The organism is Micromonospora sp. NPDC047793 (genome assembly GCF_040642635.1).
Classification (GTDB): domain Bacteria; phylum Actinomycetota; class Actinomycetes; order Mycobacteriales; family Micromonosporaceae; genus Micromonospora.
Window position 1 is genome coordinate 46,241 of the sequence record NZ_JBEYSG010000020.1, and the last position, 17,265, is coordinate 63,505.

At 68.7% G+C, this 17,265-nt stretch carries 16 protein-coding genes; 9 read left to right on the top strand and 7 right to left on the bottom strand.

Annotation, left to right across the window (positions count from 1 at the left end; genetic code table 11):
- Positions 1-20: 20 nt before the first annotated feature.
- On the top strand, positions 21-638 hold the full coding sequence (gene rfbC, locus ABZ738_RS28170) for a dTDP-4-dehydrorhamnose 3,5-epimerase (protein ID WP_131050924.1): 618 nt from the start codon (positions 21-23) through the stop codon (positions 636-638).
- Between the two features lie 123 nt (positions 639-761).
- Here rfbC and ABZ738_RS28175 read toward each other — a convergent pair whose 3' ends face one another.
- Genes ABZ738_RS28175 through ABZ738_RS28185 form a run of 3 tightly spaced genes read right to left on the bottom strand, consistent with a single transcriptional unit; the run spans position 762 to position 2,998 of the window.
- Positions 762-1,739: a hypothetical protein gene (locus ABZ738_RS28175; RefSeq protein ID WP_357218106.1), complete on the bottom strand. Its 978-nt coding sequence runs from the start codon at positions 1,737-1,739 to the stop codon at positions 762-764.
- Positions 1,736-2,701: a carbamoyltransferase C-terminal domain-containing protein gene (locus ABZ738_RS28180; RefSeq protein ID WP_357218109.1), complete on the bottom strand. Its 966-nt coding sequence runs from the start codon at positions 2,699-2,701 to the stop codon at positions 1,736-1,738. The genes ABZ738_RS28175 and ABZ738_RS28180 overlap by 4 nt, the downstream gene beginning before the upstream one ends.
- Positions 2,702-2,743: 42 nt before the next feature.
- Positions 2,744-2,998, bottom strand: a complete 255-nt coding sequence (locus tag ABZ738_RS28185; RefSeq protein WP_357218112.1) for a hypothetical protein — start codon at positions 2,996-2,998, stop codon at positions 2,744-2,746.
- A 245-nt stretch (positions 2,999-3,243) separates the two neighbouring features.
- Between ABZ738_RS28185 and ABZ738_RS28190 the strand changes: the two genes are divergently transcribed.
- The 8 genes from ABZ738_RS28190 to ABZ738_RS28225 are packed head-to-tail and all read left to right on the top strand — an operon-like array spanning position 3,244 to position 12,108.
- Entirely contained in the window at positions 3,244-4,473 is a 1,230-nt protein-coding gene (locus tag ABZ738_RS28190) for a class I SAM-dependent methyltransferase (RefSeq protein ID WP_131050931.1), read from the top strand.
- Complete coding sequence (locus tag ABZ738_RS28195; protein WP_131050933.1) at positions 4,473-5,447, top strand: class I SAM-dependent methyltransferase; 975 nt, start codon at positions 4,473-4,475, stop codon at positions 5,445-5,447. The genes ABZ738_RS28190 and ABZ738_RS28195 overlap by 1 nt, the downstream gene beginning before the upstream one ends.
- 30 nt (positions 5,448-5,477) lie before the next feature.
- Positions 5,478-7,016, top strand: a complete 1,539-nt coding sequence (locus tag ABZ738_RS28200) for a tryptophan halogenase family protein (protein ID WP_131050934.1) — start codon at positions 5,478-5,480, stop codon at positions 7,014-7,016.
- Between the two features lie 53 nt (positions 7,017-7,069).
- A complete protein-coding gene (locus ABZ738_RS28205) occupies positions 7,070-7,609 on the top strand; it encodes a flavin reductase family protein (RefSeq protein WP_201272244.1) in 540 nt (179 codons plus the stop codon).
- Positions 7,609-8,481, top strand: coding sequence for a glucose-1-phosphate thymidylyltransferase RfbA (gene rfbA, locus ABZ738_RS28210; protein ID WP_131050937.1), 873 nt, complete (start codon positions 7,609-7,611; stop codon positions 8,479-8,481). The genes ABZ738_RS28205 and rfbA overlap by 1 nt, the downstream gene beginning before the upstream one ends.
- Before the next feature lie 8 nt (positions 8,482-8,489).
- On the top strand, positions 8,490-9,644 hold the full coding sequence (locus ABZ738_RS28215; protein WP_131050939.1) for a class I adenylate-forming enzyme family protein: 1,155 nt from the start codon (positions 8,490-8,492) through the stop codon (positions 9,642-9,644).
- A complete protein-coding gene (locus ABZ738_RS28220; RefSeq protein WP_201272245.1) occupies positions 9,641-11,182 on the top strand; it encodes an aromatic amino acid ammonia-lyase in 1,542 nt (513 codons plus the stop codon). The genes ABZ738_RS28215 and ABZ738_RS28220 overlap by 4 nt, the downstream gene beginning before the upstream one ends.
- Positions 11,179-12,108, top strand: a complete 930-nt coding sequence (locus tag ABZ738_RS28225; protein WP_131050940.1) for a methyltransferase domain-containing protein — start codon at positions 11,179-11,181, stop codon at positions 12,106-12,108. Before ABZ738_RS28220 ends, ABZ738_RS28225 begins: the two co-directional genes overlap by 4 nt.
- Before the next feature lie 54 nt (positions 12,109-12,162).
- Here the strand turns inward: ABZ738_RS28225 and ABZ738_RS28230 are convergent, their stop codons facing one another.
- Genes ABZ738_RS28230 through ABZ738_RS28245 form a run of 4 tightly spaced genes read right to left on the bottom strand, consistent with a single transcriptional unit; the run spans position 12,163 to position 17,262 of the window.
- Positions 12,163-13,452 (bottom strand): activator-dependent family glycosyltransferase, encoded by a 1,290-nt coding sequence (locus tag ABZ738_RS28230; RefSeq protein ID WP_201272246.1) that lies wholly within the window; start codon positions 13,450-13,452, stop codon positions 12,163-12,165.
- Positions 13,452-14,726, bottom strand: coding sequence for an activator-dependent family glycosyltransferase (locus tag ABZ738_RS28235; protein WP_131050942.1), 1,275 nt, complete (start codon positions 14,724-14,726; stop codon positions 13,452-13,454). Before ABZ738_RS28235 ends, ABZ738_RS28230 begins: the two co-directional genes overlap by 1 nt.
- Positions 14,727-14,731: 5 nt before the next feature.
- Positions 14,732-16,006 (bottom strand): activator-dependent family glycosyltransferase, encoded by a 1,275-nt coding sequence (locus ABZ738_RS28240; protein ID WP_131050944.1) that lies wholly within the window; start codon positions 16,004-16,006, stop codon positions 14,732-14,734.
- The gene (locus tag ABZ738_RS28245) at positions 16,003-17,262 is read right to left on the bottom strand and encodes an activator-dependent family glycosyltransferase (protein WP_131050946.1); all 1,260 of its coding nucleotides are present in this window, start codon (positions 17,260-17,262) and stop codon (positions 16,003-16,005) included. Before ABZ738_RS28245 ends, ABZ738_RS28240 begins: the two co-directional genes overlap by 4 nt.
- Positions 17,263-17,265 lie beyond the last annotated feature (3 nt).

Genomic DNA, 17,265 nt, shown 5'->3' on the forward strand with positions numbered 1-17,265 from the left:
TAGCCGGAGCGTGCTTGCATATGTTCGAGTCGACCCAGATCACCGAGCTGGCGGTGTCGGACGCCTACCGGATCACCCCGATGAAGCATCCCGACCTGCGCGGGAACTTCTTCGAGGCGTACCGAGCGGACGTGCTGTCCAAGGTGATCGGCTACCCGTTCGTCCTGGAGCAGGGCAACTATTCGCTGTCCCGCCGCAACACCCTGCGGGGCATCCACAGCACCACCGTCCCGCCCGGTCAGGCGAAGCTGGTCACCTGCGTCCGCGGCGCGGTTCTGGACGTCGTGGTCGATCTGCGGGTCGGGTCACCGACGTTCGGGCGCTACGACGTCGTGCCACTGGACGAGGACTCCGGCGTCGCCCTGTACCTGGCCGACGGCCTGGGCCACGCGTACCTCGCGCTGACCGACGACGCGTGTATGAGCTACCTGTGCTCCAAGACGTACGAGCCGGGCACGATGATCGAGGTCAGCCCGCTGGACCCGGACATCGGGATCCCGTGGGGTTTCACCGAGCAGCCGATCATGTCCGAGAAGGACCGCGACGCGCCCACCCTCAAGGAGGCCGAGGCGTCCGGCCGACTGCCCACCTACGCCGACTGCCTGGCGCACTACGCCGCGCTCAGGGGCGGAGGGTGAGGTCCACCCGTCCGAGCGGCTGCGTTCGCTGAGCATCCGATCGCCGGTCGGCTCGTCCGGGTACGACCGCACCCACGTCGAACGGGGGCACGCCAGCGGCGCGCCCCCGTTCGACGTGGGTGGTCACTCGTAGTCGTACTGTTCCAGCAGGTCGCCGAACTGCTCGGTGAACCGGGCCAGGTTGCGCTCCGAGAACCGCTCACGCCAGCCGCCGCTGCGCCCCTTGTAGAAGCTCCAGGAGTCGGGGTTGTAAACCTTGTCGGCGACCGCCTCCGCGTCCCGGTTGGAGCCGATGTGCCGCAGCACGCGGTCGATGGCCTCGACCTGGCTTCGTCGGGAACCGCCGCCGCGTGGGCCGATCAGGTCCTCGTAGCGGACGTTGCAGACCTTGGGGTGGTGATAGAGCCAGAGCGCCTTCTCGAACTGGTCCCGAGCCAGGAACGACGGATCGCGCAGCGCGTAGTCGATCTTTTCGTCCCAGGTCGGCTTGCTGGCCAGGATGGTGCTGAAGATATCGGCCTCGTAGAAGTTGCCGTATCCCTCCCGGGTGCGGCCCTCCAAGAAGTTGATCATCGATATGACGGCGTCCCTGGGGTCGCGGTAGTTCAACACCAGCGGAGGGCTCTCCGTCTCCACCCATTCGCTGAGGAAGCTGCCGTCGACCCGGTGGATGTCCAGCTCGTGGAACATCCAGCAGAGCCCGGCCGGGGTGTCGGCGAACCGGGTGTACGGCAGGTAGGAGTTGCTGACGATCGTCTCGGCGAAGTCGATCCGGGTCTGCCCGTAGCGGTTCACCACCTGCTGACCGAGGCGCTGATACCAGTGCCAGACCAAGGCGCTCCAGGCGTCTTCGGCCCGGTCGGTGAACGCCTTGTCGCCACCCGCTTCACCGCGCAGCGAGAGCAGATCGTCGTACTCGGTCTTCGACAGCACCAGCGCCGCGATCGACCGCAGTTGCTCGTCGTCGAACTGCGGAACGGTATGTGGTGCCGGCCGGGGAACGCCGACGATCCGGTAGTCGAGCTCCAGCATCAACTCCTGCATGAGGTGCGTGCCGGACTTCTGAAACGAGATCACCATCGCCCGTGGCGCGCGGGTCATCGCGGCGGCTCCTGTCGGTTCGCGCGGTAAAGGATGTTGTCGCTCCAGACCAGATCGAGACCGCCCCAGCTCAGCGCGGCGGCGACGTCGGCGAGCGGTCCGGTGTCGGCCGGGACGGCGTCGGTGGCGCACAGCGCCGGAATCCCGCTCCACTTGTGGTATTCCCGGACCACGGTCGAGAGCGTGGGGTCGTCGTCCATGCTCACCGTCTGTACCCGGAGCGGCCCGGGACCGCCGTCGGCCAGGCCTGGCAGCCGGTCGGCCCATTCGTCGCGTAGCCGGTGCTCGAAGCGTACGTAGGGGTCGGGGATACCCGGGGCGAAGACGTCCGGCACGTCCCGTTCGAGGCAGAGCGCCGTGACCGTGGTGCCCGTCGGGTCCCCTCGGAGCGCGCCGAGCCGGGCCCGGGCGTCCCCCGAGGTCGCCGGGGCGAGGATGCTGCGGCTGCCGAGCGCGTACGGGCCGAGCTTCGCCGGCCCATTGATGAAGACGACCGGGCGGCCGCCGCGAACCAGCATGCGGGCGAGTTCCTCGGGCCGGCAGGGTGAGACGGTCCAGCCGGCCGGCGCGTGTACCGGTCGGGCCGGGACGGTCCCGCTCCGCAGCCGCCAGGCCAGACCGGGCAGCACCGGATCGGCCGGGTCGCCGGCGTCGGTTGCCGCTCGGGTGCGGCAGTGGGCCAGGTGCAGCGCCGCCGCTCCGGCCGCGTCCCCGGTCACGTCCGGGAACGGCGGCACCCACAGCGCCTTCACCTCGGGCAGTGTGCGGATCGCGCTGCTCAGCGTCACGTCGAGGGCGCGGTCCCCGGTCAGGCAGAGGTTCATCGGGCCGCCGTCGCCAGCCGTGCGCAACCGGTCGCCCAGCTCTGGGACGGTGTCGAAGGGTTCCGCGTCGATCCGGGCGTACCGGCCGTCGGCGTCAACCGCATAGGCCAACGCAGCGGCGTCGGTGTCCCAGACCACGACGGTGGCCCGTTCCCCGCTGGCGGCGAACGGGCTGGTGCATCATGCGGCGGCGAGGCGGCACTCCGATCGCGGGTACGCGACCGCCGTGGCAGACGCGAGTCCGACGCCCTGCGACGCGGGCGTGCCGGGCTGCGCCCACTCGTCCACGTCGACCGGTGTGTGACCGCTATTCGCCAGAAGCTGGCGCAGCACTCGGGCATCGTCGACGTCCCCGGTCGCACCGAGCGTGAGCCGGTCCCCGCAGATCAGCGCGACGCCACCGCCCCTGGCGGAATTGACTCCGGCAATAATCATCGATCGTCCTTCCGAAACCGTCGCCCGTCATCGCTTTTCGGTGTAGCGGCGGCGGCGCGACGTTAACCACAGCCGGTGACCCGGTCAATGCGTTCTTGTCCCGCTGGCGGGACAGCCGACCTGCGGGTTTGCCGAACGGCGCGACGCCAAGCCTTGTTCGGGCCAGCCCTGTGGGGCAATGATCTGCGGCATTCCCGGTCCGGCGCGGACCGATTCCCCTGCCTGCCGCCTAATCAGGAGCATGTATGCCGAGAACGTCCGAGTGCCGCGTCTGCGACGGCATCGTCCGCGAGTTCTACGACTTCGGGCGGCAGCCGCTGTCGGATGCGTTCCTCATGCCGGACGCGGATTTCGCCGCGGAGTTCTTCTTCAACCTGGCAACCGGTGTCTGCGAGTCGTGCACGATGGTGCAGCTGATGGAGGAGGTGCCGCGCGACCGCATGTTCCACGAGGCGTACCCGTACCACTCCTCAGGCTCGTCCTACATGCGGACCCACTTCGAAGAGATGGCGAAGCGCCTACTCACCGCAGAACTGACCGGCGACGATCCGTTCGTGGTCGAGCTGGGCTGCAACGACGGTGTGATGCTCAAGGCGGTCGCCGAGGCCGGCGTGCGTCACCTGGGAGTCGAGCCCTCCGGCGGCGTGGCGGATCTGGCCACGGCCAGAGGAATTCGGGTCCGAAAGTCTTTCTTCGAGGAGACGACGGCCAAAGACATCCGGACGACCGATGGCCCGGCCGACGTCATCTACGCGGCCAACACCCTGTGCCACATCCCGTACATGGCCTCGATCCTCAACGGCGTGACCGCTCTGTTGGCACCGAACGGCATCTTCGTCTTTGAGGACCCCTACCTCGGCGACATCGTCGAGCGCAGTTCGTTCGACCAGATCTACGACGAGCACTTCTTCTTCTTCAGCGCCACGTCGGTGCAGGCGATGGCCGCCCGCCACGGACTGGAGCTGGTCGACGTCGAGCGCCTGCCGGTGCATGGCGGCGAGGTTCGTTACACCCTGGCCCGAGCCGGGGCCCGACAGGCGAGCCCGGCGGTCGCCGCGCTGGTCGCGGAAGAGGCCGGGCGCAGGCTCGCCGACCACGCGACGCTCGAGGCGTTCGGCACCAGCGTCAGCCAGATCCGCGATGACCTGGTGGCGTTGCTGCGGCGACTCCGGGCCGAGGGCAAGCGGGTCGTCGGTTACGGCGCCACCGCGAAGAGCGCGACCGTGAACAACTTCTGCGGCATCGGCCCCGACCTGGTCGAGTTCGTCTGCGACAACACGCCACTCAAGCAGGGGCGGGTGACGCCTGGCATGCACATCCCGGTGCGCCCGCCGGCTGACTTCGCCGCCGCGTACCCGGACTACGCGCTGCTGTACGCGTGGAACCACGCCGAGGAGATCATGGCCAACGAACAGTCCTTCCGCGAGGTGGGCGGCCAGTGGATCCTCTACGTGCCGACGGTTCGGATCGTCTGATGGGCGCCTCCGCGAGCGTCTTCAACGCCACCGTCGCCGGGTTCGCCATCGCCTCCGCCTGGGAGTCCGGCTTTCTCGAGGCACTGCGCGACGAGAGCCCGCTGGACATCACCGACTTCGCCGCGAAGCACGACCTGCACACCCAGTCGGTGCGGGGGATGGTAAGCGCCCTGGCCTCGGTGGACGTCGTCGTGCGGGCCCACGACACCGTCCACGTCGGGCCGTCGTTCGACGAGGTCTACCGGGACAAGGCGTTCTTCCACTGGCTGACGATCGGTTGCGCGGAGCTGTTCGCCGACATGCCGAACATCCTGCGCAACGAGAACCGGGCGGGAACCTTCTACCGACGCAACGCGGCGGCGATCGGGTACGCCTGCCGGGACATCAACCTGCATTCCTTCGACCCGGTGTTCTGGTCGGCTATGGAAGGCCTGGACTTCGCCTTCCACAGCGTCGCCGACCTGGGCTGCGGCACCGGCGGCCGGTTGGCGCAGATCGCCGCCCGCTATCCCGGTGTCACCGGCGTCGGCATCGACATCGCACCGTCTGCACTGCGGGACGCGGCGTCGTACCTGGACGTCGCCGGCTTTGGCGACCGGTTCTCCTTCGTGCAGGGCGACGCCCGCGCTCTGGCGCCGGACCCCAGATTCGCCGAGGTGGAGGTCCTCACCTGCTTCATGATGGGCCACGACTTCTGGCCCCGCGACGAATGCGTGGCCTCGCTGCGCCGGATCCGGGAGGCGTTCCCGAATGCGCGCCGGCTCCTGCTCGGCGACACCGCCCGCACGGTTGGCATCCCGGATCGTGACAAGCCGGTGTTCACTCTCGCCTTCGAGACCGCCCACGACCTGATGGGTGTCTACCTGCCGACCCTCGCCGAGTGGGAGGGCGTCTTCGTGGACAGCGGGTGGACGTGTCACGCCGTGCGGCCGGTATCGGTGCCCGCCGACTCCTTTCTGTATGAGCTGGCCTGAAAACCGTCACGACCCTGAGGAGTGCGCAACATGATTCGATCCGTGATCATCGTGGGCGGTGGGACCGCCGGCTGGATGACGGCAAGCTATCTCAAGGCCGCCTTTGCCGATCGGCTCGACGTGACGTTGGTCGAATCGGCGCAGGTGTCACGGATCGGAGTCGGCGAGGCAACCTTCAGCACCGTTCGCCACTTTTTCGACTACCTGGGCCTGGACGAGGTGGACTGGCTGCCCAAGTGCGCGGGCGGCTACAAGCTCGGCATCCGGTTCGAGAACTGGCGCAAGCCGGAGGAGCACTTCTACCACCCGTTCGAGCGACTGCGGACGGTCCACGGATTCTCGCTCGCCGACTGGTGGCTGGAGCTCGGCGACCACAGCCAAACCTTCGACCGGGCCTGCTTCATCACCACGGCACTGTGCGACGCGAAGCGGTCACCACGGATGCTTGACGGCTCTCTGTTCGTCTCCGGCCTGGACAGTTCACTCGGGCGCTCCACTCTCGAGGAGCAACGCGCGCAGTTCCCCTACGCCTACCACTTCGACGCCGACGAGGTGGCCAGGTATCTGGCCGGGTACGCCACCGCCCGCGGGGTCAGGCACGTGGTCGACAACGTGGACCGCGTCGACCAGGACGAGCGCGGTTGGATTTCCGCGGTCCGCACCGCAGAGCACGGCGACCTGACCGGTGACCTCTTCATCGACTGCACCGGCTTCCGTGGGCTGCTCATCAACCAGACGCTCGGCACGGCGTTCCAGTCCTTCGAGGACGTGTTGCCCAACAACCGGGCGGTCGCGCTGCGGGTCCCGCGCGAGGATTCCACCGAGATGAGCCCGTACACCACCGCGACCGCGATGAACTCGGGCTGGATGTGGACGATCCCGCTGTTCCGCCGGAACGGCAACGGCTACGTCTACTCCGACCAGTTCATCAGCCCGGAAGAGGCCGAGCGGGAGCTACGCAACACGATCGCCCCGGGCCGGGACGACCTGCCGGCCAACCACATCCGGATGCGAATCGGCCGCAACACCGACTCGTGGGTAAAGAACTGCGTGGCCATCGGGCTGTCCAGCGCCTTTGTCGAGCCGTTGGAGTCCACCGGCATCTTCTTCATCCAGCATGCGATCGAGCAGTTGGTGAAGCACTTCCCGGACGAGCGCTTCGACCCGGTGACCATCGCGGCGTACAACACGCGGGTGGCGCGTGCGGTCGACGGGGTCAAGGAGTTCCTCGTCCTGCACTACAAGTCGGCGAAGCGGGACGACACCCCGTACTGGAAGGAGGCCAAGACACGGGCGATGCCACCGGGGCTGGCCGAGAAGTTCCAGTTGTCCGAGTCCCGGCTGCTGGACGAGGACACCATCTATCCCTACTACCACGGGTTCGAGAGCTACTCGTGGAACGCGATGAACCTGGGCCTGGGGCATCAGCCGCGCACCGCGAACCCGGCGCTGCGCCACATCGACCCGGCCAACGCGATCGCCGAGTTCGACCGGCTCAGAGCCGAGGCCGACGAGATGGTGGCCGCACTGCCCAGTTGCTACGAGTACCTGGCCAGCATCAACCGATAAGGGAGGCGAACCGGGTGACCACCACCGGAGCAACGGCCCGGACACCGGCATCGGTGCCGGGCAGACCGACCCCGGAGGCATTCCGGGGCTTCATGAGCGCGTACTTCACCGGTGTCGCGGTGGTCACCTCCGTCGACGCCGAGGGAAGGCCACACGGCTTGACCTGCAACTCGCTGACCAGCGTCACGCTCGATCCACCGACGCTGCTGGTTTGTCTCGGTGAGCACAGCGGCACGTTGGGGGCGGTGCGCGACCGGGCCGGTTTCCTGGTGAACCTGCTGCACGAGGGTGGCCGCGGCGCGGCGGAGCTGTTCGCCTCCCGCGCGGCGGACCGGTTCGACCGGGTCGGCTGGCGGGAGAACCGCTCGGGTGGTCTGCCGTGGCTGGTCGACGACGCGTATGCGATGGCCGAGTGCACGGTGGCCGACGTGAAGATCGTCGGCGACCACGCCGTCGTCTTCGGAGAGGTCGTGGCGGTGCAGACGACGCGGGGCAACCCGCTGCTCTACGGACGACACACGTTCTCCAACCGCACTCTGCGTGACACCGGAGCCGCAGGCCACCCGCTGATCGAGGAAAGGACGGGATCCTGATGAAAGGCATCGTGCTGGCCGGCGGCAGCGGGACTCGGATGTACCCGCTCACGCTGGCGACCTCCAAGCAGTTGCTCGCCATCTATGACAAGCCGATGGTGTACTACCCGATGTCCGTGCTGATGCTGGCCGGCATCCGGGAGATCATGGTGATCTCCACTCCAACCAGCGTGCCGCCGCTACGGGCGCTGCTCGGCGACGGCTCCCGGCTGGGGCTGGATATCAGCTACGCCGTGCAGGCCGAGCCACGCGGAATCGCCGAGGCCTTCATCATCGGAGCCGATCACATCGGCGACGGCAATTCCGCGCTGATCCTCGGTGACAACGTCTTCCACGGCGCCGGATTCCCCCAGCTGCTGCGGACCTCCCGAGAAGAGTTGGACGGCTGCACGTTGTTCGGCTATCCGGTCGCCGACCCCGAGCGGTACGGCGTCGGCGAGGTCGACGCGCGCGGTGCGCTCGTGTCGCTGGAGGAGAAGCCGGCCATGCCCCGGTCGGACAACGCGATCACCGGCCTGTACTTCTATGACAACGACGTCATCGAGATCGCCAAGGACCTGACGCCGTCCCCGCGCGGTGAGCTGGAGATCACCGATGTCAACCAGGTGTACCTAAAACAGGGGCGGGCGAACCTTGTCCGGCTCGGCCGTGGGTTCACCTGGCTGGACACCGGTACCCACGACTCGCTGCTGGCCGCCAACCAGTACGTGCAGGTGATCGAGAAGCGTCAGGGTGTCCGGGTGGCCTGCCTGGAGGAGATCGCCCTGCGGATGGGCTACATCGACTCGGAGAGCTGCCACGAGATCGGCGCCGAGATGAGCAGCTCCGACTACGGCAAGTATCTGATGGAACTCGCCCAGACGGCCGGTTGAGAGGCGACATGGCTTATCGCGAGCGAACTCCCGAGGAACTGCTGGCCCTCGGTCTGACGGCGCCGGAGGTGACCGAACAGGCCTGGACGGTTCACTGGGGCAAGGCGGAGGCGGACCCGGAGGAACTGTTCCACCGGACCGTGCCGGCCACGGTCGACTTCCACACCTCCGGCAGCACCGGCCCTCGGGTGTGTTGGCGGCGCACTCGGGAGAACGTGTGGCTGGAGGCTGGCATGCTGGCCGGGTTCGTCGCGCCCGAGCGACCCGAGGCGCTGCTGTCGTGCGTGCCGCCAGTGCACCTCTACGGTGCGCTGGCCAGCGTGCTGATCCCGGCGCACCTGCGGGTGCCGGCCTGGTTCCGGCCCTCGTTCTATGGCGCGATGCCGGAGCTGGAGCAGCGCCGGCTGGTGGTCGTCGCCACTCCGTGGATCTTCACGCTGCTGCTCGAGAACATGGCCTGGGTACGCAGGCAGGAACACCTGACGGTGTTGCACGGCGGGGCGATGCTCCCATCGACCGCCGGCGACTTCCTGGACCAGGCCGGGCCGGAGCGGGCGTTGATCGTGGAGGTGCTCGGCTCCACCGAGGCCGGTGGCATCGCCACCCGGCGGTGGCGGACCGGCAGCCCTCCGCCGTGGACGCTGTTCCCGGACGTCTCGTACGCCGATTCCGGGCCGGTCGCGGTGGATGAGGACGGCGAGTCCCAGCTCGTGGTGCGTGGTCCGCGGTTGGCGTTCGCTCCGGGCCAACCGGCCCCGCTCGAGTGGACCTCCGACGACTACGTCCGGCGCCTCGACGACCGCACGTTCGCCTTCGCCGGGCGGCGAAACCGGCTGGTCAAGGTCAACGGTCGTCGGATCAGCCTGGACGAGGCCGAACTCGTCCTGCGAGCCAGCGTGGACTGCGCCGACCTGGCGTTGCTTCCGGTGACGCACCACATGATCGGTGAGCACGTCGACCTGCTGGTCGTGCTGCGGCCAGGCACGAGGGCGGCCGAAATCGGGCTGGTCGACGGCATCGCCCGGATCGGGCTGCGGCCGCGCAAGGTTCACTTCGTGCCCCGTATCGAACGGTCCGACACCGGCAAGCTCCGCCGGGTTCAGCCGGCACTCACCTCCGGACCAGGCACCCCCCATCGACCAGACGCAGAGGAAGTATCGTGAGTATCGACTACGCCCCGCCGACGACCGTCGCGGGGACGTCCGGCACCAGCTACCTGGCCGAGGTGGTACGCAACGCCGCCTGGGACGTCGCCCTGGAACCCTGTTCCGAGCGGAATCGCGCGGCGATGGAGCACAGCACCTCCGTCATCGACGCCCATCTGGCCGCGGATGAGCCCATCTACGGCCTCACCCAGGGCTTCGGCCCGTTGGTGCTCTACTCCGCGGAGTCGGAGATGGAGCAGGGCAGCTCGCTCATCTCGCACCTGGGCACAGGACAGGGCCACCCACTCGCCCCGGACGTCGCCCGGCTCGTGCTGTATCTGCGGCTGACCAGCATGCGCCGTGGGTACTCCTCGGTGTCGCCGCGGTTCTGGCAGCGGCTCGCCGATCTCTACAACGGCGGGTTCACCCCGTTGATCCCGCGTGACGGCACGGTCAGCGCGAGCGGTGACCTCCAGCCGTTGGCACACGCGGCGCTGTCATTCACCGGTCTCGGCGAGGCATGGCTGCGCACCGAGGACGGCGGTTGGACCGCCCGCCCGGCGACCGAGGCGCTCGCAGCGCTCGGCGCGGCCCCGTTCCAGTGGCCGGTCCGGGAGGCGCTCGCGTTTGTCAACGGCACCGGGGTCGGCCTGGCGGTTTCGATCCTCAACCAGCAGTCGGCGGTTCGGCTGGTCCGCGCCGCGTCGGTGCTCACCGGTCGGATCGCCGCCCTGCTGCATGCCAACCCGGAGCACTACGAAGACGGCATCGCCCTGGCCCGAAACCAGACCGGTCAGCTCACCACGGCGCGTTGGATCCGTCGCGAGCTGCCCGCCGGCCTGACCCGCGACCCACGCCGGCCACTGCAGGAGCCCTACAGCTTGCGTTGTGCCCCCCAGGTGCTCGGGGCGGTGCTCGACCAGCTCGATGGTGCCGGCGACATCCTCGCCCGGGAGGCAAGCGGCTCCACCGACAATCCGATCACCTTCGCCGATCGGGTACTGCACGGCGGCAACTTCCACGCGATGCCGGTCGGCCTGGCCTCGGACCAGATCGGCCTGGCCATGCACATGGTCGCTTACCTCGCCGAGCGGCAGCTGAACCTGTTGCTCAGTCCGGCCACCAATGGCGACCTGCCGATGATGCTGACCCCGCGCGCGGGCCGGGGCTGCGGCCTGGCGGGTGTGCAGATCAGCACCACGTCCTTCGTGTCCCGGATTCGGCAGATGGTGTACCCGTCGTCGCTGACCACCCTGCCGACGAACGGGTGGAACCAAGACCACGTTCCGATGGCGCTCAACGGCGCGAACGCGGTCTCCGACGCGCTCGAGCTGGGCTGGCTGGCGATCGGCTCGCTGGCGTTGGGCGTGGCGCAGGCGGCCGTGATGATCGACGAGGCGCCGGCACCGACCGGGGTGTGGGCACGACTGGCCGAAATATCCCCGGCTCTGGAAGCCGATCGGCCGATGGCGGCGGAGGTGCGCGCGGCGCGTGACCTCATGTCGGCGTACGCGGCGGAACTGTCCGACGACAACGATGAGGCGGCGAACAGATGAGTGTGGAGCAACATCTGAGGGCGCAGGTCAACCAGTTCCTGGCACCGGCCACCGACGAGGCCGGGGACGCGGCGGCAGACGACCGGCCAGAGGGCTTCCCCTACGAGCCGCCGACGCCGGCGAGGGTCGCCGAGTTCTTCGACCGGTACAACTCGATGATCTGCGGGTTCTTCGGCGGCAATATGCACCAGGGCTATTGGGACGGGCCGTCAGACACCAGCAGCATGCTGAAGGCCAGCAACAGGATGACCGATGTCTTCATCGATCGGCTCGCCGGAATCGGGCCCGGGGCGCGGATCCTCGACCTGGGCTGCGGCACCGGTCGGCCAGCGGTGCGCATCGCCCGGCGCACCGGCGCGGAGGTCGTCGGCATCTCGATCAGTGGCCGGGACGTGGAGCTGGCCCAGGCGTACGCCGCCGGTGAGGACGACGCGGAGAACGTCACCTTCCAACAGGCGAACGCGCTGGACCTGCCGTTCGAGCCGGGCTCGTTCGACGCGATCGTGGCCATCGACTCGTTCGCGTACTTCGCCGACCGCGGGGAACTGCTGGCCCGGATCAGCCCGCTGCTCAAGCCCGGCGGGCGGATCGTGCTCACCGACGACGTCGCTCGCGGCCCGGAACTGACCGGCCAGGACGAGCAGGACACGTTGTTCATGCTGGCCTGCTGGCGGCAGGCGCCACTGGCGCGAGCCGAGGACTACAGCGGCTTCGCCGTCGCGGCGGGGTTGGAGCTGGTAGAGGTCACCGACATTACTGAGAACACCAAGAACACCCTCGCGCACGCGTACCCGCTGATCCGGGAGCGGACCGACCTGTGGTTCGAGCTGGACACCATCATCAAGGAGTCCACGCCGGCGGACTGGGAGGTCGAGGAGAATCCGACGGACGGCGTGGTGCTGGTGGTCGCGAACCGTCCCGCCTGACGATCCCGCCGAAACGGCCGCCGCATCCGAACGGAGCGGCGGCCGTCGCGCGGCTCAGCGCTGATGCTTGGCGGTCAGCATCTCCAGCAGCGGCACGATGTCGTTCGGGCTGGGCATGTTCAGCATCTCCTGCCGGAGATGCCCGGCGGCGATCGGGAACCGCTCCTCGCGCACCAGCCGCAGCACGCTCTCGCGCACCGCCTCGCCGGTCGCCTCGTCGGCCCGGATCACCAGCGAACCGCCCTGCGCCGTCAGCCCGGCGCAGAACGCCGGACCGTCGAAGTCCCACGGCAGCGCGAGTTGTGGCACGCCGTACCGGGCCGCCGTCAGGACCGTGCCGAAGCCGCCGTGGTTGATGACAGCGGCGCAGCTCGGTGCCAGGGCGTGCAGCGGAACGTAGGAAACCAGCCGGGCATTGTCCGGGATGCGAGCCAGTCGGTGCCGCTCGCTCTCCGGGACGGTCGCTACGAGCTCCACGTTGACGTCCGACAACGCGTCCAACACGTCCTGCAGGTTGATGGCGTATCCGGCTTGGTGGTCCGTCAGGCTCAGCCCCATCGACAGCGCCACCCGAGGTCGGGTCGGTGCGTCCCACAGCCAGCGCGGCACATCGGCTGGGCCGCCGTACGGCACGAACCGGTACGACACGTAGTCCAGGCTCGCCTGCATACGCAGCGACGGCGGCATCTGGTCGAGCGTGAAGTGCCCGGTCACCATGTCTTCGGTGAACTCGCCGCCGTACTTGTTGGCGTAGCCGCCGAGCCAGTGCGCGAGGGGGTCGAATCGGGTCTCGTCGCCCTCCGGCTGCTGTGCCTGCAACCGCAGGAACCGATCACGAGTCACTCCGAACACGTCCGCGCTCCATAGGAGCCGGGCATGGGCGGCGCCGACCGCCTTCGCCGCGATCGGCCCGGCGAAACACATCGGCTCCCAGATCACCAGGTCCGGCCGCCAACGGCGGGCGTACTCGACGAGTGCCGCGATCATCGGGAACGATCCGGGCTTGTGCCAGGTGTGCAGGGCCTCGGCGTATCCGTGCATCAGGTGGTCCCAGGTCGCCAGGGACGGGTCGTCGACGACGTCGTACGGCTTGGGCAGCCCGTACGCAGGGTCCCACGTCCAGCCCGGGTTGAACGGGTCGCGGGCCAGCTCCTTCCACAGGTCCACGTCGCGTCCGAGCGGAACGGCGGTGAGGCCGGCCTGCTTGACGATGTCGGCGTACGCGGGCTGCACGGCGAAGCGCACCTCGTGCCCGGCGGTGCGCAGCGCCCAGGCCAGGGGTGCCATCGCCAACAAGTGCGACTTCTCCGGGTTCGCCGCGAACAGCACCCGCATCGGCTCCATCACCGGGCTCCGCAATGCGTCTCGACGATGGCCTCGATCTGGTCGGCCACCTCGGTCGGGGACGGCATACCCAGCATCTCCTCGCGTAGGGCGGCGGTGCCGACGGTCAGCGCGTCTTCGTCGAAGATGCGTGTGATCCGCTGTCGGAGCATCGTGCCGTCGGCCTGGCTGGCATGGATCGCGAACCCGGCTCCGACCGCGGCGACCCGCTGGGCGAGCGCCGGGCCGTCGTCGTCCCACGGCACGACAATCTGCGGGACGCCGTGGAGCGCAGTGGTCGCCAGGGTGCCGAAGCCACCGTGGTGGACGACGACCGCGCACGTCGGCACCAGCGCCGCCAACGGAACATAAGGCACCATCCGCACGTTGTCCGGCACCCACTCAAGTTCGCGTTGCGCCGCCTCGGGGACGGTCGCGACCACCTCGATGTCGAGTCGGCTCAGCTCCTTGAAGACGTCGTGCAACTCCATCGAGTACATCATCCCCAGCTGGGCGTGGCTGATGCCCATCGTGAACGCGACCCTGGGCTTCTCCGGCCGCGTCCACAACCACTTCGGAATCACCGCCGGGCCGCCGTACGGGACGAACCGCAGCGGTTCGTACTTCAGGCCGGCGGCCCCGGAGTGTAGCGCCGACGGCAGCAGGGTGAACGTGAACTGCCCGGTCGCCAGGGTTTCCGAGTACCTGACGCCGTACCGCTCGCCGTACCGGGTGAGCATCTCGGCGAGCGGGTCAGAGCCGGGGGGTTGTTCCTGGGCGTGAAGGCGCAGGAAGTGCTCGCGGGTAATGGCCAGCGAGTCGATGCCGAACACCAGGCGCGCGTGAGCGGCACCGCACGCCTCGGCCGCGATCGGTCCGGCGTAGGTCAGTGGCTCCCAGATCACCAGGTCCGGCTTCCACTGCCGGCAGTAGTTGACCAGTCCACGCAACATCGGCGTGGTGCTGACCTGGTGCCAGCGCTCGACCTGGGTCTCGTAGCCGTCGCGGAGGTAGGACATAGTTACCGTCTCCGGCCGCCAGTCCGCGGTGTCGTACGGGATCGGCATGCCGTTGATGCCAGAGCTGATCCACCGGTCGTCGGTGCTCATCAGCTGCCACAGGTCCCGCTCCGAGCCGATCGGCACTGCGGTGAGCCCCGCCTGGGTGACGTGGTCGACGAAGTGCGGCTGAACCGCGACCTGGACCTCGTGCCCGGCGGTGCGCAGGGCCCAGGCCAGCGGCACCATCATCAGCAGGTGCGCCTTCTCCGGGTAGGTGGTGAACAGGACTCTCACGTCGGTCAGCCCTTTCCGGTGTACTGCTGGGTGAGCTCCTCCAGGCGCGGCACCAGGTCGTTCGGTGTCGGCTGCGCCAGCACCTCGGTGCGCAGGGAATCGGCGCCGGCCCGGAGCGACGGTTCGTGCAGTAGCCGCAGCACGTTCTCCCGGATCGTCTGTCCGGTCGCCTTGGTGGCGTGGGTGTTCAGCCCCGCCCCGCGAACGGCGACCCGCTCCGACAATGCGGGCTGGTCGACGTCCCACGGCACCGTGTGCTGCGGCACGCCGTACAGCGCGCTGCTGGCCAGAGTGCCGACGCCGGCATGGTGGATGACGACCGAGCAGGTGGGCAACAGCGCCTGGAGCGGCACGTAGGAGACCAGGCGGGTGTTGTCCGGTACCGACCGCAGCCGGGCCTGTTCCGAGTCGGCGATGGTGGCGACGAGTTCGATGTCGAGGTCGGCGAGGGAGTCCAGGACGTCCTGCACGCTGACCGCGTATCCGGCCGCGCGTTCGGTGGCGGTCAGACCCATGGTCAGCGCGACGCGTGGCTTCCGCGGCGGCTCCCACAGCCAGCGGGGGACCACGGCCGGACCGCCGTAGGGAACGTAACGCAGATATTCGATGTGCAGGTCTGCGTTGATGGCCAGCGATGGCGGCAGCTGATTGATCGTGAAGTGACCAGTCATCATGTCCTCGGAGAACTGTCCGCCGTACTTCTCGGCGTAGCGCCCGAGCCAGTTGGCCATCGGGTCGTCACGGTCGTCGGGTGACCGCTGCGCGTTGAGTCGTAAGAAGTGATCGCGAGTGATCCCGTAGACGTCGGCGCCGATCAGCAGCCGAGCATGCGCCACCCCCAGCGCCTTGGCCGCGATGCCGCCGGCGTACGTCAGCGGCTCCCAGATGATCAGATCCGGTTGCCAGTGCCCGGCGAACTCGACCAGCCCGGTCACCAACGGCACGTTGCTGGTCTTGTGCCAGCGGATCGCCTGCCCCTGGTATCCGCTGTGCAGATACTCCCAGGAGATGTCCGCGGGATCCCGTTCGGCCGCGTCGTAGGGCGTGGGCCAGCCGGTGTCCTCGGGGCCGAGCCAGTCCCCGACCCGGTGCATGAAGTCCCACAGGTCGTGGTTGGTGCCGACCGGTACCGCGGTCAGCCCGGCCTGGGTGACGACGTCGGCGAACTTCGGCTGCACCGCGACGCGTACGTCGTGCCCGGCCGTGCGCAGGGCCCACGCCAGCGGCGCCTGGAGCATGAAGTGGGTCTTCTCGGGATACGTGGTGAAGAGGACCTTCATCGGGCTCGACCGTCCGTGCGGTACTTGGTGGTGAGCTGCTCCAGTTGCGGGACGAGTTGGTTCGGGCTCGGCAGGGCGAGGGTCTCGTCGCGCAGCCGGGCGGCGCCGGCCTTGAACGTCGGCTCGTGCAGCAGCCGCAACACCGCCGTGCGGACCGCGTCGCCGGTGGCCTGGCCGGTGGCCATGTCCAGCCCCGCACCCATCCGGCTCAGCAGCCTGCCGTAGATCGGCTGGTCATAGTGGTAGTGCAGGGTGAGGTGCGGCACCGGATGCCGGGCGGTCGCTGCGAGGGTGGCCGCGCCGCCATGGTGGATGACCACCGAGCAGGTCGGCACGAACGCGTGCCACGGCACGAACGGGATCAGGCGTACGTTGTCCGGCACCGCGCCGAGGCCCTGCCGCTCGCTGTCGGCCACCGTCGCGACCACCTCGATGTCGAGGCCGGACAACGCCTGAAGCACCTCGGATACCGAAATGGTGTATCCGTCATAGACCTCGGTCGCGCTGAGCCCCATGGTCAGGGCGATCCGCGGGCGTTCCGGGGGCGCCCACAACCACCTGGGAACGACGGCGGGACCGCCGTAGGAGATGAACTGCATCCGCACGTACTCCAGCCCGGGAGCGTCCACCGCCAGACTCGCCGGAAACTGGTCGATCGTGAAGTGTCCGGTGAGCATGTCGTCGGAGTACTCGTAGCCGTACTTCCGGCCGTAGGCGGCCATCCAGTCGGCGACGGGATCGCTGCGCTCACCCTCGGGCTGCTCGTCGCGTAGTCGGGTGTAGAGCTGGCGGACTCCGCCGTAGACGTCGACACCGAAGAGCAGCCGGGCGTGCGCGGCGCCGCACGCCTTCGCGGCGATCGGCGCGGCCAGCGTCAGCGGGTCCCAGATCACCAGGTCCGGCTGCCAGCGCTGAGCGAACTCCACCAGGTCGGCGATGATCGGGAAGTTGCCGTACCGGTGCCACCACTTGTCGGTGGCCGCCATCCCCGGCTTGAGGTACTCCCAGTTCTGCTTCGACGGATCGTCGAACGCGTCGTAGGGAACGGGGATGCCGGCCCGGTGCTCCTTGTCGGGGGTCAGGTCGCGGTCATGGCCGACCGGGACCGCGGTCAGGCCCGCCTGGGTGATCACGCCGGCGAACTGCGGCTGACTGGCGAACCGGACCTCGTGACCGGCGGTCCGCATCGCCCAGGCCAACGGGACCATGTACATGAAGATCGTCTTGGACGGGTTCACGGCGAAGAGGACGCGCACGAT